The sequence below is a fragment of the Paraburkholderia tuberum STM678 genome, from assembly GCF_902833905.1.
Lineage (GTDB): Bacteria > Pseudomonadota > Gammaproteobacteria > Burkholderiales > Burkholderiaceae > Paraburkholderia > Paraburkholderia tuberum.
In genome coordinates this window covers 40,739-55,318 of sequence record NZ_CADFGP010000017.1, presented here as the reverse complement: position 1 = coordinate 55,318, position 14,580 = coordinate 40,739, and the positions used below count along the sequence as shown (strand labels likewise).

The 14,580-nt window shown below is 63.6% G+C and carries 15 protein-coding genes, 2 tRNA genes and 1 pseudogene; 9 read left to right on the top strand and 9 right to left on the bottom strand.

What is annotated here, in order from left to right; all coding sequences use genetic code 11:
* Positions 1–92 precede the first annotated feature (92 nt).
* Positions 93–947 carry a PA4780 family RIO1-like protein kinase gene (locus HWY30_RS16840; RefSeq protein WP_090801516.1) on the bottom strand — a complete coding sequence of 285 codons (855 nt, stop codon included), beginning with the start codon at positions 945–947 and terminating at the stop codon, positions 93–95.
* A gap of 631 nt (positions 948–1,578) precedes the next feature.
* Between HWY30_RS16840 and HWY30_RS16835 the strand changes: the two genes are divergently transcribed.
* On the top strand, positions 1,579–2,355 hold the full coding sequence (locus HWY30_RS16835) for a hypothetical protein (protein ID WP_090801513.1): 777 nt from the start codon (positions 1,579–1,581) through the stop codon (positions 2,353–2,355).
* Between the two features lie 10 nt (positions 2,356–2,365).
* Positions 2,366–2,782 (top strand): DUF4279 domain-containing protein, encoded by a 417-nt coding sequence (locus HWY30_RS16830; protein WP_090801512.1) that lies wholly within the window; start codon positions 2,366–2,368, stop codon positions 2,780–2,782.
* Positions 2,783–3,061: 279 nt separating this feature from the next.
* Here HWY30_RS16830 and HWY30_RS16825 read toward each other — a convergent pair.
* From HWY30_RS16825 to hemN, 3 genes and pseudogenes are all read right to left on the bottom strand, one after another.
* Positions 3,062–3,394 (bottom strand): annotated as a pseudogene (locus tag HWY30_RS16825) (Arm DNA-binding domain-containing protein); the annotation flags it as partial.
* Between the two features lie 201 nt (positions 3,395–3,595).
* Positions 3,596–3,680 (bottom strand) — tRNA-Leu (locus HWY30_RS16820).
* A 123-nt stretch (positions 3,681–3,803) separates the two neighbouring features.
* Positions 3,804–5,189, bottom strand: a complete 1,386-nt coding sequence (gene hemN, locus HWY30_RS16815) for an oxygen-independent coproporphyrinogen III oxidase (RefSeq protein ID WP_090801510.1) — start codon at positions 5,187–5,189, stop codon at positions 3,804–3,806.
* 178 nt (positions 5,190–5,367) lie between these two features.
* On the opposite strand from hemN, the gene HWY30_RS16810 reads away from it, so the two are divergent.
* The 3 genes from HWY30_RS16810 (at position 5,368) to HWY30_RS16800 (ending at position 7,275) form a co-directional block, all read left to right on the top strand.
* A complete protein-coding gene (locus HWY30_RS16810; RefSeq protein ID WP_090801508.1) occupies positions 5,368–5,670 on the top strand; it encodes a YkgJ family cysteine cluster protein in 303 nt (100 codons plus the stop codon).
* 84 nt (positions 5,671–5,754) lie between these two features.
* The gene (locus tag HWY30_RS16805; protein WP_090801507.1) at positions 5,755–6,348 is read left to right on the top strand and encodes a DUF1439 domain-containing protein; all 594 of its coding nucleotides are present in this window, start codon (positions 5,755–5,757) and stop codon (positions 6,346–6,348) included.
* 90 nt (positions 6,349–6,438) lie between these two features.
* Positions 6,439–7,275, top strand: coding sequence for an undecaprenyl-diphosphate phosphatase (locus HWY30_RS16800; RefSeq protein ID WP_090801505.1), 837 nt, complete (start codon positions 6,439–6,441; stop codon positions 7,273–7,275).
* A gap of 71 nt (positions 7,276–7,346) precedes the next feature.
* Here the strand turns inward: HWY30_RS16800 and trmB are convergent, their stop codons facing one another.
* Entirely contained in the window at positions 7,347–8,153 is an 807-nt protein-coding gene (gene trmB, locus HWY30_RS16795) for a tRNA (guanosine(46)-N7)-methyltransferase TrmB (protein ID WP_090801504.1), read from the bottom strand.
* 126 nt (positions 8,154–8,279) lie between these two features.
* Positions 8,280–8,353 (bottom strand) — tRNA-Gly (locus HWY30_RS16790).
* Positions 8,354–8,577: 224 nt separating this feature from the next.
* Between HWY30_RS16790 and HWY30_RS16785 the strand changes: the two genes are divergently transcribed.
* Entirely contained in the window at positions 8,578–10,161 is a 1,584-nt protein-coding gene (locus tag HWY30_RS16785) for a methyl-accepting chemotaxis protein (protein ID WP_090801502.1), read from the top strand.
* Positions 10,162–10,219: 58 nt separating this feature from the next.
* On the opposite strand, the gene HWY30_RS16780 is transcribed toward HWY30_RS16785, so the two are convergent.
* The 3 genes from HWY30_RS16780 to HWY30_RS16770 form a co-directional block, all read right to left on the bottom strand.
* Positions 10,220–10,783 carry a YggT family protein gene (locus HWY30_RS16780; protein ID WP_090801501.1) on the bottom strand — a complete coding sequence of 188 codons (564 nt, stop codon included), beginning with the start codon at positions 10,781–10,783 and terminating at the stop codon, positions 10,220–10,222.
* 157 nt (positions 10,784–10,940) lie between these two features.
* Complete coding sequence (locus HWY30_RS16775; protein WP_090801500.1) at positions 10,941–11,261, bottom strand: EthD family reductase; 321 nt, start codon at positions 11,259–11,261, stop codon at positions 10,941–10,943.
* Between the two features lie 85 nt (positions 11,262–11,346).
* Positions 11,347–12,282 carry a Rossmann-like and DUF2520 domain-containing protein gene (locus tag HWY30_RS16770; RefSeq protein WP_090805431.1) on the bottom strand — a complete coding sequence of 312 codons (936 nt, stop codon included), beginning with the start codon at positions 12,280–12,282 and terminating at the stop codon, positions 11,347–11,349.
* 273 nt (positions 12,283–12,555) lie between these two features.
* On the opposite strand from HWY30_RS16770, the gene HWY30_RS16765 reads away from it, so the two are divergent.
* From HWY30_RS16765 to HWY30_RS16755, 3 genes are all read left to right on the top strand, one after another.
* A complete protein-coding gene (locus tag HWY30_RS16765) occupies positions 12,556–12,717 on the top strand; it encodes a hypothetical protein (protein ID WP_167368604.1) in 162 nt (53 codons plus the stop codon).
* 387 nt (positions 12,718–13,104) lie between these two features.
* Positions 13,105–13,407 carry a hypothetical protein gene (locus tag HWY30_RS16760; RefSeq protein WP_090801498.1) on the top strand — a complete coding sequence of 101 codons (303 nt, stop codon included), beginning with the start codon at positions 13,105–13,107 and terminating at the stop codon, positions 13,405–13,407.
* Between the two features lie 206 nt (positions 13,408–13,613).
* Positions 13,614–14,579 (top strand): threo-3-hydroxy-L-aspartate ammonia-lyase, encoded by a 966-nt coding sequence (locus HWY30_RS16755; protein ID WP_090801497.1) that lies wholly within the window; start codon positions 13,614–13,616, stop codon positions 14,577–14,579.
* The last annotated feature ends 1 nt before the right edge of the window (position 14,580 follow it).

Genomic DNA, 14,580 nt, shown 5'->3' with positions numbered 1-14,580 from the left:
ACTATTCTGACGGTGCGCAACCGGTTCCCGGTGCAACATTCGTCGAAGACCTTGTTTCGGGGCACCTTTCGGGGTACATCGAGCACGGGTTATCAGTTCGCGCTCAGTTCCTGCTGTCGCCGCACTCGCGCGTCTTCGTCAAGACGTGTCTCTTCGAGTTCCTGCAGCACGCTGTCGAGGTCGACTGGTCGCGTGTCGAGCTCGATGCGGCCGGTCAGTTTGACCTCGACATGCAGCTCGCCTGCTTCGAACAGCGCCCAGATCTCCGTTCCGTAATCCGCGCCGAGAATTTGCGGTGCAAACCGTCCGAAGTACGCAGCGAGGTTGTCGACGTCACGCTTGAGCATCGAGGCGGCTTCGTTGTTGGCGGCGGCGTCGATGGCCTGAGGCAGATCGATGATCACCGGTCCATCAGCCGCCAGCAGGATGTTGTATTCGGACAGGTCGCCGTGAATCACACCCGCGCAGAGCATGCGGACAACCTGGTTGAGCAGCAGGGCGTGCAGTTCAAGGGCGCGCGCTTCAGTCAGATGGACGTCGTTGAGGCGTGGCGCGACGTCACCCGTTGCGTCGACCACCAGTTCCATCAGTAACACCCCATCGGTACAGATATAGGGTTGCGGCACTCGCACGCCCCCGTCGGCAAGTCGGAACAGTGCGTCGACTTCGGCGTTTTGCCACAACTCCTCCTGCATCTGGCGCCCATAGCGAGTACCTTTTTCCATCGCACGCGCCTGCCGGCTGTTCTTGACCTTGCGGCCGTCCCGATACGATGCGGCTTGCCGGAAACTGCGCTGCTTCGCGTCCTTGTAGACCTTTGCACACCGCATCGAGTCGCCGCTGCGCACGACGTAGACGGTTGCTTCCTTGCCGCTCATCAACTGGCCGATCACTTCGTCGATGAGTCCTTCGTCAAGAAGCGGTGCAAGCCGTTTGGGTATTTTCATACGACCGACCAGTGCGGCTCGTGGCGCGTGCGTTCGAAATGCGTGGAAGGCGAATGGGTCGCCGAGGTGTGCGGAATCGGCGAACCGATGAATCGCGTGGGCGGTTCCGCTCGTCGGGTTGCTGCGTGGGGAGTGGAGGGAGTCATGCCGGATTATAAAGGGAGCGAGGGGGCGGCGACTCAAATCAAATTTCCTGGCGACTGCGCAGATGCATTGTCGCCGCTCCTGGCCGCTGGCTACTTGCCATGACGGGCAGCGCCCGACCCACAACGGGCATTCGACTTTCTCCAAAGCGGCAACGGTTGCGCAGGTGTCGATTTTTGGTCTCTTCGAGGATGCGCTCGCGGACGTACGCGCCGTATTGGCGCGAACAGCGGCTTCGGGCGAATGATCTGCTGCGCGAGTGCGGCCAGCGGCTGGAAAGGTCATAGACCAGCGGTACGGTCGCTGCCCGCGAGCATCCGCGCTACGGGTGCGAAAAACCGCAATGTTCCTGCGGGCGCTTTTTTCCGTTTCGTCGAGAGCCGTGGAGATTTTGGGCTGTCGCCCATGTACGGACTGCCTGTCGCACGGTAATCATCTGACTGCTGTCAACCCCGGCAGCGCCTTCAGATAGACCATCGACACACCTATGTCCCTGTCCGTACTTGAAATGCACTCCGTAGAGCTGTTCTGCCAGCGGCCACCGGGTGGCTGTTATGTCATCTGCGACGAACGGCACTATAAAGCGTGCCTCGGCAAGGCCGCAGACCTTGAGAGGGCCAGGGCGGAGACGCGGGAATTTCTTGCTATCGCCGCACTGAATCGCAGGAAGTGGGAGGAGGACCGGAAGCTGGTCAGGAATCTCATTGGCCGCAGCTGGCTGTTTTTTCATAGGGTCCGGGACCGCGATCCTGACGCCGATGGCTGGTGGGTCATCGTTGCGCTTCTCGAAGAGGTTCGCCGGGGCAAACTGCTTGCCGTTAAAGGTCCGCGTCACGGCCTGTTTCCGTCACCGTACAGCAGCACGCCGTTAATGAATCCCGTAGCGAGGACAGGCAGTCACCCGGACGGCGAACCCATTTTGTCCGTCCAGTATGATCCGGCCACCTGGCAAACCCAACTGAACGCTGCCCGCGCAGCCAGAGCTAGCGATAGAGGCGCATCAACGCTGCTCGGCGACGCGCAGCCGTTTGAGTATGTGCCTGATGCGTTGAGCGGCGATGTGGTTGAACTCGCCGCGAGCACGAACAACCCAAACTACGCGGCGAAGATGCTGGGGTATGACCGCAAGACGTTTGGGGCTATCTTGCACAGGTTCAAGCCAGGCAATGGCTTGGGGCCAGCCGATAACGTCATCTGGCATGACAACGGCGACGTGTACTTTAATGGTAACCACATCGGAAATTTTCATGACTGGGCAAACTGAGGCCGCTCCAATGGCAGATCACCAACTTGCGCACGCGACCTTTTACATATCTGGCGACTCATTGGAGCCAGCCTTTTGGACGGCGTATTTCGACATCAAGCCGGATACAGCGATTACCAAGGGACAGCCGTTCACCACACCGTCTGGGCGACCGAGCAGCGCGCCGGGCCGCGTTGGCCTTTGGGGCGTGCGCAGTGAGGGCGCAGTTCGTAGCGATTCACTTGAGCCGCATTTGCGTTACCTGATTGGGCGCCTGAATCTGCCGAGAGCGGAACTTGGCCAACTGCTCGCAGACAAGGGACTTCGGATGCGCTTCTTCTGTTACTGGTACAACGAGAGCGGCGACCGCGTGCCTGATGTGCCCGACGATATTCGCACCATGATGGAAGCCATGGGCGGCACGGTTGAGATTGATGAATATCGATAGAGCCTCGCTCGAATGCACAAGCCGATCCTCGCGAGTCGGCTTTTTTGTGCGAGCTTGTAAGGCACAGCGCGAGTGTTATGGGCCGCACTTCTGAACTAATCCTCTATGCCGCAAACATACACGGCCCACGCTTCCATCATCGGGCGGCGCTGTTCCAAATGGTTGTCCCGCTGAGGTAGTAAGGCGACCGTCCCGCCTTTGATCGGAATGACTTCGGCCCCGGCCTTGATCCGGTCAAGGTAATCGGCCCAGCGATATCGACCCGCTTTCAACGGACTGACCGCGCTCTTCCATCCAGGCGAGCGCAACGGCTTTGAATGAATTGGCAGCAGCAAGGCGGGCGGCGCGTTTCCGGCCTTTTTGGCTTCCCCGGGATCAATGTTTTGCTGCCAGTTTTTCGCGGGCGTCGTCCCGACGCTTGCGGGCATCGGCAAGCGGCACGTCTGGATAGACGCCAAGTGCGAGGCTCTTTTCCTTTCCGGCGAAACGGTACTTGAAAATCCATCGCTTGCTGCCCGTTGGCGTGACAAGCAGCAGGCCGCCACCGTTGTACAGCTTCTGCTGTTTTTTACCCGGCTTCGTGTTACGGATCGTGACATCGGTCAGCGCCATGTTTGCGTCTCCGGTTGTCGCGCCGCTGCTGGGGGCGTTTTCCATCCGACGGGCGCTTGAATCTTGGCAACCCCCGAAATGACCCCCTGGTGGGGGTTGTAATCGCTGGTGAACCCTTGGAGACTGCAGCAAACAAAAGCCCCGCTCAGCGATAGCTGTCGGGGCTTCGTGATGAACCGTTGAAACCGGTTGAAGAGTGTTTGGTGCCCAGGGCCGGAATCGAACCGGCACGCCTTGCGGCGGGGGATTTTGAGTCCCCTGCGTCTACCAATTTCACCACCTGGGCAGATACTGCAGCGCGCGCATCGGGAGTTCAGCGCGCGAGGAAGACGCAGATTATGGCCGAAAATCGGTAGACGGGCAAGTCGATTGCCTTCACCCGCCGCAGCGCGTTCGCGGCGAGCGGTGCTCAGACCGTGCGCGAGAATCGTGTGAGCGTCTGCTCGCCCAGATAGCGGTCAAATACCATCGCGAGATTGCGCACGAGCATGCGGCCGGCCATTCGCACTTCGAGCTTGCGTGCGCCGAGCGAGATCAGCCCGTCGTCCTCGAATGAACGCAGACGCGAGAGTTCCGGCGCGAACGTGTCGGCGAAGTGGATGCCGTACGCCGCTTCGAATTCGTCGAAGCGCAGTTCGAGGTTGCACATCAGCTGCGTGATCACGTCGCGCCGCAGACGGTCGTCGGCGGACAGGCGGATGCCGCGCGCGATCGCGAGCCGGCCCGCATCGATCGAGTCGGTGTAAGCGGGCAGCTCTCGCGCGTTCTGCGCGTACACGTCGCCGACCTTGCCGATCGACGAGGCGCCAAAACCGATCAGATCGCACTCGGCCCGCGTGCTATAGCCCTGGAAATTGCGATGCAGCGTGCGCTGCGCCTGCGCGCGAGCGAGCTCGTCGGTGGGCAGCGCGAAGTGATCCATGCCGATGTACACATAGCCCGCTTCAGTCAGCCGTTCGACGACCCGTTGCAGCAGAGCCAGCCGCTCCTCGCTCGACGGCAGCGTCGCGGGATCCATCTGGCGCTGCATCTTGAAGAGCTGCGGCATGTGCGCATACGCGAACACCGACAGCCGGTCCGGCGCCAGTTCGAGCATCGTGTCGAGCGTGCGGCTGAAGCTCGCGACGGTTTGATGCGGCAGCCCGTAAATCAGATCGACGCCGATCGAATGAAAACCGTACGTGCGCGCCGCCTGCATCACCGATGCGGTCATCTCGAACGGCTGGATGCGATTGATCGCCTGCTGCACGCGCGGATCGAAGTCCTGCACGCCCAGGCTCAGCCGGTTGAAGCCGAGGCGGCGCAGAAACGCGACCGTGTCGGGCGACGCCTCGCGCGGATCGACCTCGATCGAATATTCGGCTCGATCGTCGGACAGAAGTTTGAAGTGCTCGCGCGTCGCGGCCATCAGCTCGGCCATCTCGTCATGCGACAAAAACGTCGGCGTGCCGCCGCCCCAATGCAATTGCGAGACGGGCCGCTGCGTATCGAAACACGCGGCCTGCAAACCGATTTCGCGTTTGAGCCGCTCAAGGTACGGGCGCGCATGCGCGCGATTTCTCGTCACGACCTTGTTGCAGCCGCAGTAGAAGCACACGGTGTCGCAAAACGGAATGTGGAAGTACAGAGACAGATCGGTCGACGCGGCACCCGGGTCGGCGGCGGCGCGGTGATAGTCGGCGGTGTCGAACGATTCGCGGAACTGCGGCGCGGTCGGATAGGACGTATACCGGGGACCGTTCGCGCTGTAGCGCGCGAGCAGGTCGGGGCGGAACAGGGCGTCGGTTTGGGACATGAGCGGTGTCGGACGGTGGGCGGCTCTCGCAGCGTGCCGCGTGTCATGGTCAGTCAGCAGCTTCGAGTTTACGTGCGTGCCCGCGGCACCCGATTGTGTAAAAAGGTCACACGGACAGGCAGTGGCACAATGCGGGTCTGGCAATACGTTGCCAAGGTTTGAGTTCAGGAAAGATGACGTGGATCAAAGGTTGAACGGTGCATGGGTGGACGCTCACGCGTGCCGTCCCGATTGCGGCGCGTGCTGTATCGCGCCGTCGATTTCGAGCCCGATTCCAGGCATGCCGAACGGCAAGCCGGCGGGCGTGCGCTGCGTGCAACTCGGCGACGATCTGCGCTGCGCGATCTTCGGCCGGCCGGAGCGGCCCGCATGCTGCTCGGGTCTGCAGCCGCAACTCGAGATGTGCGGCGCGAATCGCGGCGAAGCGCTCGCGTGGCTCACGCAACTCGAGGCGCAAACACAACCGGCATCCCATCCATGACGCACGGCATGTGGTAAACGCCGTCGCTGACCACACCCGTCAACGCAAGCCGATGTCCGCAAGGGCTTCCACAGGAGATTTCGCATGACTCGACCCGCAGCGCCGGCCCGGCGCCGCTTTCTGCGCGCTGCGCTGACCGGCTGCAGCGTGCTTGGCATCACTGTGTCGCTCGCGGCTTGCGCGAGCCCGACGTTTCCGTTCATGCCGTCGCACTACACGTTCTCGCAGAAGCAGGTGCAGGAGGCCGTGCAGCGCAAGTTCCCGTATCAGCGCACGGTGTCGCAGGTGTTCGATGTCGCGCTGAGCAATCCGGTGGTGGGCATGCTGCCCGATGCGAACCGCGTGCAGGTAAAGCTCGACGCGCGTTTCGCGAGTCCGTTCCTGCGGCAGCCGGTCGATGGCGTGTTCACGCTGTCGAGTGAACTTGCATACGACGCGGCGAGCCGTTCGGTGATCCTCAAGTCGCCGAGTGTCGACAACGTCAGCGTGAGCGGCGAGGCGCAGATGTACACGCAGCAGATCAACGCGGCCGCGGCGCTGCTCGCGACCCAATTGCTGACCAACTATCCGATCTACACGTTCAAGCCCGAGCAACTGCAATTTGCCGGCGTCAACTACGAACCCGGTACAATCACGATCCTTACAAACGGCATACGCGTGCAGATCGTCGAAAGATGACTGGCACGCGCGGCCACGTGGGCCGCGCATGCCAGTCATGACCGTGCGGGCCCATTTCGTTGTGACAACCTACCGCGATAAGGGGCACGGATGGATTGGTTACTGGCTTGCAAGGCGCTGATTCTCGGCGTGGTCGAGGGTTTGACGGAGTTCTTGCCGGTGTCGAGCACCGGGCATTTGATTGTCGTCGGCAGTCTGCTGGATTTCTCCGACGAGCACGCGAAGACCTTCGATGTCGTGATCCAGCTCGGCGCGATTCTCGCCGTGTGCTGGGAGTTTCGCCGCCGCATCGGCAACGTGATCGTGGGGCTGCCGAGCCGGCCCGAGGCGCGCCGCTTCGCGCTGAACGTGATCATTGCGACGATTCCGGCAGTCGTGCTCGGCCTGCTGTTCGAGAAGTCGATCAAGGAGGCGCTGTTTTCACCGGTGCCGGTCGCGTTTGCGCTGGTCGCGGGTGGCGTCGTGATCCTGTGGGCGGAGGCGCGCCAGCGCGCGCGCGGCGACGCGGCGGTGCGGGTGCGCAGCATCGACGATCTGAGCCCGCTCGATGCGTTGAGAGTCGGCCTCGCGCAGTGCTTCGCGCTGATTCCGGGGACCTCGCGCTCGGGCTCGACGATCATCGGCGGCATGCTGTTCGGCATCGAGCGCCGCGCCGCGACCGAGTTTTCATTCTTTCTCGCGATTCCGATCATCTTCGGCGCGACGGCCTACGAGCTGTACAAGGACTGGCACCTGCTCACCACCGATGCGCTCGGCAGCTTCGCGCTCGGCTTCGCGGCCGCGTTCGTCAGTGCGTTCGTCTGCATCCGCTGGCTGCTGCGCTATGTCGCGTCGCACGACTTCACGGTGTTCGCGTGGTATCGGATCGGCTTTGGCCTGCTGATCCTGCTGATCGGTTATAGCGGCGGGTTGAGCTGGGCCGATTGAGATTTGCCGTGCGATGAAAAAAGGTCCGCGTATGTGCGGACCTTTTTTCGTTGGCTTGCCGTCTCGTCGCGTTACGCGGCGCCGCGCTTGCGGAACACGAGGTCCCACACGCCGTGGCCGAGCCGCAGGCCGCGCCGTTCGAACTTCGTCACCGGACGATAGTCGGGCCGCGGCGCGTAGGTGTCGGCGGTGTTTTCGAGCCGCGGATCGGCGCCGAGCACTTCGAGCATCTGTTCGGCGTAGTTCTGCCAGTCGGTCGCGCAATGCAGATACGCATCCGGCTTCAGACGCGACACGAGCAGGGCGACGAACTTCGGCTGGATCAGCCGGCGCTTGTGATGGCGCGCCTTGTGCCACGGGTCGGGGAAAAAGATGTGCACGCCGTCGAGGCTGTCGGGCGCGATCATGTGCTCGAGCACTTCGACCGCGTCGTGCTGGATGATGCGGATGTTCGTCAGCGACTGCTCGCCGATCAGCTTCAGCAACGCGCCGACGCCGGGCTCGTGGACTTCGACGCCCAGGAAGTCGTCGGAGGGACGGTGCGCGGCGATCTCCGCGGTGGTGGCGCCCATGCCGAAGCCGATCTCCAGCACGCGCGGCGCTTCGCGGCCGAACACGCCGGTCCAGTCGGGTTGTTGTGGTGCATAGGGCACGACGAAGCGCGGGCCGAACTCATCGAGCGCGCGGCGCTGGCCGGTCGACACGCGACCTGCGCGCGTGACGAAGCTGCGGATGCGGCGGTAATGAAGCGTGTCTGCCGGCGTTGCACCCGGCGTGCCGTCGACGTCGTTCGTCTCGTTGCCGGCGGGCTGGTCGGCTGCGCTCGTGGGGGGCGGGGCGTCGTCCGGGAGACCGGAGTCGTTTGGATCGTGGATCATCGTCGATGCTGCTGCAAGGGTGGGGGCTGCGCGGCTTGCGCGCTGTGCCGGGCCGTTGCTACTACAAAAAAGCCGCCTTCAGGGAGGCGGCTCTTGCTGGATTCCGCTGAACACTCAGCGGGAAAGTGGAGCGGGCGATGGGAATCGAACCCACGGCTCTAGCTTGGGAAGCTAGGGTATTACCATTATACGACGCCCGCAGAACTCGCGATTTTACAGGCTTTTGGGCCGTTTGGGCAGGGGTATGGCTCGCGCGCACGAGCAGCCGACCCGTCTTTTCGCTTCTGCGGTTCGAACGGCGCGAGCCTTCAGACTTTGTCTGCGCCTGCCGTTAATCCGAATACTGCCCAACACCGTGCGCTTGCGCTCCCGCAAGCCGGCACAAACCCGGCGCTTCCCATCCCGATCAAGAGATCTTCCCAAGATGCAGTGGCTTTCCAATCTGAAACTGAGCCAGAAGCTTGTCGGCTCCTTGATGCTGTGCGCGTTCGTAACGGCCATCGTCGGCACGGTCGGTGTGCTGAAGGTGCGCGAAGTCGCGACGATGCAAACCGAAATGTACGACCGCGAATTCGTGCCTGTGCGCGACGACGGCACCGCCGCGTGGCAGGCGGCTTCGCACTTCCGGCGCCTCTATTCGTACATCCTGAATCCGGAGCCGGCAGGCCGCGCCGATACGGTGCGCCTGAATCACGGCGGTGAAGCGGCGATGCTGTCGGCATTCGACTACGAGCGCAAGCATGCGACCACCGACGCGCAGAAGCAATTGCTGAGCGACTTCGACGCCGCCTATCCGGCCTATATGAGTTCGGTCGCGAAGGTGATGGCGCTGGCCGATCAGGGCGATCAGAGCGGCGCGCTCGCCGAGCTCAAATCGACCACCGACCCGCTGCACGTCAAGCTGCGCACGCTGATGATCAAGCTGTCCGACGTGCGGGACGAGTTGGCCAGGCAGCGTGTCGCGAACGGCGTCGAGATGGTTCGCTCGGTGACGTGGTGGATCGCGAGCTGCGCGGTCGTCGGCGTCGCGGTTGCGATCGGCCTGGGGCTGCTGGTGACGCGCGCGGTCGTGCGGCAGATCGGCGGCGAACCGGCCGAAGTCGCGAAGGTCGTCGAGCAGATCGCGGGCGGCGACTTGAGCCAGCGACTGCACACCGGCGCCGCCGACGACGGCAGCATCTTGCGCGCGGTCGCGCACATGCAGGAGCGTCTCGCGGCGACGATCGGTTCGATTCGCGAAAGCGCCGAGTCGGTCAGCATCGCTTCGCAGCAGATCGCGAGCGGCAACATCGATCTGTCCGCTCGCACCGAAGAGCAGGCCGCTTCGCTCGAACAGACCGCGGCGAGCATGTCGGAATTGACGCAGACCGTCACCCGCAACAGCGACAACGCGCGCAACGCGAGCGCGCTCGCGACTGAGGCGGCACAGGTCGCCAACACCGGCAACACTGCCGTCGAGGGCATGGTGCGCACCATCGGTGATATCAGCGGCAGTTCGACGAAAATCTCGGAGATCACCGGCGTGATCGAGGGCATTGCGTTCCAAACCAATATTCTCGCGTTGAACGCGGCGGTCGAGGCCGCGCGCGCGGGCGAGCAGGGGCGCGGTTTCGCGGTGGTCGCGAGCGAGGTGCGCAACCTCGCGCAGCGCTCGGCGAGCGCGGCCAAGGAGATCAAGGAGATGATCACGACGTCGGTCGCGATCATCGAAGGCGGCACGCAGCAGGCAGCCGAAGTCAGCACGACGATGGCGGATATCAAGGCCGCGATTCATCGCGTGTCGGATATCGTCAGCGAGATCGCAACGGCCTCCGAAGAGCAGAACCGCAGCATTCACCAGGTCGGCCAGGCCGTCACGCAGATGGATGAGACCACGCAGCGGAACGCGGCGCTCGTCGAACAGGCCGCGGCGGCCGCGCAATCGCTCGAGACGCAGGCGCGCAGGATGAAGAAGACGGTGTCGGTGTTCCGGACGGGGGAGAGCCGCGATTTCGCGGCAGCCGTGTAGAAGCCGCGCCGACTCAAGCGGCCGCCGCGCGTCAGCCCAACTTTCCCGCGCAATCAGCTCAGATCACAATATAAGTCAGCTGAACCGCCGCGCGCGTGACGACCATCTGCAGCACCTGCACGATCACGAACAGCAGGATCGGCGACAGATCGATACCGCCGAATTTCGGCAGCACGCGACGCAACGGATTCAGAAACGGCGCGGTCAGCTGATACAGAATCGGCATCGCGGGCGAACGCGGATTGAGCCACGACAGCAGCGCCATCAGGATCGTCATCCAGATGATCAGATTGAGCGCCCACTTGATCGCGGTGAGCACCGCGACGATCAGCAGCGTCGGCACGAGCGTCAGCGGATCCGCGCCCGTCAGCACGATCATCAGGACGACGTAGATGATCGCGGCGATCAGCGTCGCGACCACGCTCGCCCAGTCGATGTTGCGCGTGCTCGGCAGGATGCGCCGCAGCGGCAGCACGATCCAGTTGGTCGCCTGCAGCACGGCGTTCGAGACCGGGTTGTACGGCGGCAGGCGCACAACCTGTAGCCACGCGCGCAACAGCAGCGCGGCGCCAAACAGCGTGAAAACGGTATTGAGCAGAAAACGGGCGATATCGCCAAACATCTCGTGTCCTTATGCTTCTGATGACGGCCGCCGACCGGCCGCGGGCTGCCGGCGTCGCCCGATCGGTGCGTGCCGGCGGTTTTCTGGATTTACCCGGTTAGCCAACCGGAGGTTCGACGTCATTGCGCGCCGCCTCCCGATGGCTGTCTGTCCGGCATCACACGGAAATCCGGACCTCGCTGATCAGGATTGTGCCGTTGCCGCCGTCGGTGTAGTTCGGGATATCCGCTAATAGTTGCTCGGACGCGGGCTTGAACACTTTATAGAAGTCGTCCGCGCTATCGAACAGGAAGTGTCCCGCGGCCACGTAAGGCGGTGGCGTGCCGGGCGGCCCGGCGTTCAGGCCCGCGTCGACCGACCAGCCTTTCAGCGCCGGCCCGAACAGCTTCGCCGCGAGCGGCATATGGGTCGCGCAGTAGTAGTCCATGTCGAAGCGGCCGTTTTCCCGGTACGGGTAGAGGATGCTGACCTTGATCATTGTGCGTTCTCGTCTGTTGGTCCCGAAGCGCGGCGCGGGTCGTCGCGTGGTTCGCCCGGCGCGCCGGACGTCACATTATCACGGCTTACTTGACGCTTGCACCTGCCGCGGCCTGATTCAGCGAGCGGCCCAGCGATTCTTCCACAGCTTCGGAGATCGCTTCAATCGTCGCGGCCGGCGTTGCGCGACGTCGGGCGAGGTTGACCGCGCGGCGCGTCAGCAGACCATACAGCGCGGCATGGTCGCCGCCGAAGCCTTCGAGCAGCGCGAGCTGCTTCTCGACGACACCCGTGTCGCCGCGCGATACCGGCCCCGCGAGCGCGTTCGGCAGGCCTTTGTCGCGCGCGGTTTCGATCGTGCCGGCGAGCATCGGCAGCAGCGCGCGCAGCGCGTCGTCTTCGGCGAAGCCGAGCGTGCGCCACAACGCCACGCATTCGGCGAGGCTGCAGAGCGCGAAGCTCGCCGCGTAGTGCGCGGCGGCGTGATACAGCATGCGGCCGCCCGGCGGAATCGACAGCGGATGGCAGCGCAGCGCGAGCGCGAGCGCGGTCAGCGTCTCCTTCAGTTCGCCGTCGGCTTCGATCGTCACCGAGCAGCCGACGATACGCTCGAGATCGGCGAGCTCGCCGCTAAATAGATACAACGGATGAAAGCCGCCGATCGCCGCGCCCTGATCGCGCGCTGGCGCGAGCAGTTCGACCGGCGAGGCGCCGCTGCAGTGCACGAGCGCTTTGCCGGGGTGGCTGGCCGCATTGCCTCCAAAGCGGAGTGTGTGCGCTGTCGTACCGATGCTGTCGTCAGGAACGGCTAAAAAAACGATATCGGCGGCGTCGACGGCCTGTTGCGGGTCGTCAGTGGCCGCGCAGTGTGCGATCTGGGCGGCGAGCCGGTGCGCGGAATCGGCCGAGCGGCTCGCCACCGCGGTGACCGGATAGCCGGCGCGCGCAAACGCGAGCGCGAGACAACGCGCGAGCCGCCCCGCGCCGATGAAGCCGACGCGCGGCAAGGAAGACTGGGACATGGTCACCTGCTCCAGACGGATCGTGTGAACGGGAAAGCAGCAGTATCTCGCATCCGGCGAAGCGCGGCCGCGATCCGGCCCCTTGCACGGTTCGACAGCGGTCGTCGGATAAGTTTGCGGGCGATATGGCGCCAACGTTCGGTCATCGGGTGGCGTGACGCCCACGGTTGTGAAAACTGTTCACAATCGTGACAGGAACAGTGGTCGACGAGCCGGTTTTGGCGGTCGTATTTTCCGTACTTCGTTCGCAGTCAGAAATTCGGGAGGGTCGAGATGAGTATTTTTTCTTACCGAAAGCACTTGCGGTTCCTGACGCGCGCCCAGCGCCGTCGCTGGTGGGATCAGAAAAAACGCCTTACGCCGCGCGTGCGGATCAGCGGCGCATACGTGCCGCCCAACGTGTCCCGCGAATTCGTGTACGTGAAGGTCGGCTAGTCGCGCGGTCTTCGCAGGTGACAAAATGCCCGGCCTCGAGCAATTGAGCCGGGCATTTTTTGTTGGGAATTTTCTTCCGGCTGTCAGGATTGAAGCGAATTTGTAATTAAAGATTACCGATGCGCGAACTCAAACCCCCGCGCTCGATCAGACCTGTGACGCGCGGCCCGTCGCCCGCGTGCAACCCCTTGATTCCCGGCTGATTTCGCTCAGGTCGCGGCGGCGCGTAGGCGCGCTCGCGCCGCGCTCGGCAAAACGCTTCGGCTCGCCCTTGCAATTTGCAACAAATGCGAACAGTTCGGCCGGGGCTTTTTAGATACATTGATTTCGCAGCATGCGAGGCATGCGCAGTCGGCGACCTTGGCAGGCCGCGCTAGGAGAATAGAAGTGAAAAAGATCGTTCCGTTTGTCGTTGCAGCCGCACTCGGCTTGGGACTTGCCGGGACCGCTGAGGCAGGTGTTTCCGTCGGTATCGGCCTTGGGGTGCCGATCGCGCCGGCCTATCCGGTCTATGCGGCGCCGCCGCCTGTCTATTACGCCCCGCCGCCTGCGCCGGTGTACGCGCCGCCGGTTGTGTTCGCGCCGGCTCCGGTGGTGGTCGGAGGCTATTACGGCTATGGCCGCCCTTACTATCGTGGCTACTACCACGGCTACTATCGCGGCTACGGGCACTCGTACTATCGTCATTAAGAAGGGCGGGCGGGCCTGACGCGCGTGGGAACGTCGACGGCGTAACGCCGGCTTGTGCCGGGTTACGTCGTTTCTTTTTGTGTCGCTGTTTTTTGCTTTCCGCAGCGTTCCTGGCTGATGTCGCGCGCTCGCGCGAGCGCCGTTCCAAAGCATCGAGGAAGCTGGGAGAATGGCTGCTTCGCCACCGCCCCAGGAGAGTTTCGCCGATGCAAGCGCTTCCCGCTCCCACCTTCGATGACGTCCTCGACGCCGCCGCGCGTCTCGAAGGCGTCGCGCACCGCACCCCCGTTCTGACGTCGAGCACATTCGACGAGCGCACTGGCGCGTCGGTGTTCTTCAAGTGCGAAAACTTCCAGCGCATGGGCGCGTTCAAGTTCCGCGGCGCGTACAACGCGATTTCGCATTTCGATGCGGAGCAGCGCAAGGCGGGCGTGCTGACCTATTCGTCGGGCAATCACGCGCAGGCGATCGCGCTGTCGGCGCGCCTCGCCGGCATTCACGCGACGATCGTGATGCCGCACGACGCACCCGAGGCCAAGGTCGCCGCGACCAAAGGCTACGGCGGCGAAGTGATCAGCTACGACCGCTACAAGGAAAATCGCGAGGAAATCGGCCGCCGGCTCGCCGAAGAGCGCGGCATGACGCTGATCCCGCCGTACGATCATCCGCACGTGATCGCCGGCCAGGGCACCGCGGTCAAAGAACTGATCGACGAAACCGGCCCGCTCGACATGTTGTTCGTGTGCCTCGGCGGTGGCGGGTTGATCAGCGGCAGCGCATTGTCGGCGGCCGCGCTGAGCCCGGCCTGCACGGTGATCGGCATCGAGCCCGAGGCGGGCAACGACGGCCAGCAGTCGCTCGCACGCGGCGAGATCGTTCATATCGACGCGCCGCGCACGATTGCCGATGGCGCCGCCTCGACGCATCTGGGCCACTATACGTTCGCGGTCATCCGCCAGTTGGTCGCGCGAATCGAAACGGTCAGCGATGCGCAACTGATCGAGACGATGCGCTTTTTCGCGCAGCGCATGAAGATCGTCGTCGAACCGACTGGTTGTCTCGCGGCGGCGGCGGTGCTGAACGGCGTCGTGCCGGTGAAGGGCAAGCGCGTCGGCGTGGTGGTGAGCGGTGGCAATGTCGATCTGCCGAAGCTCGCGCAGTACCTCGCATGAG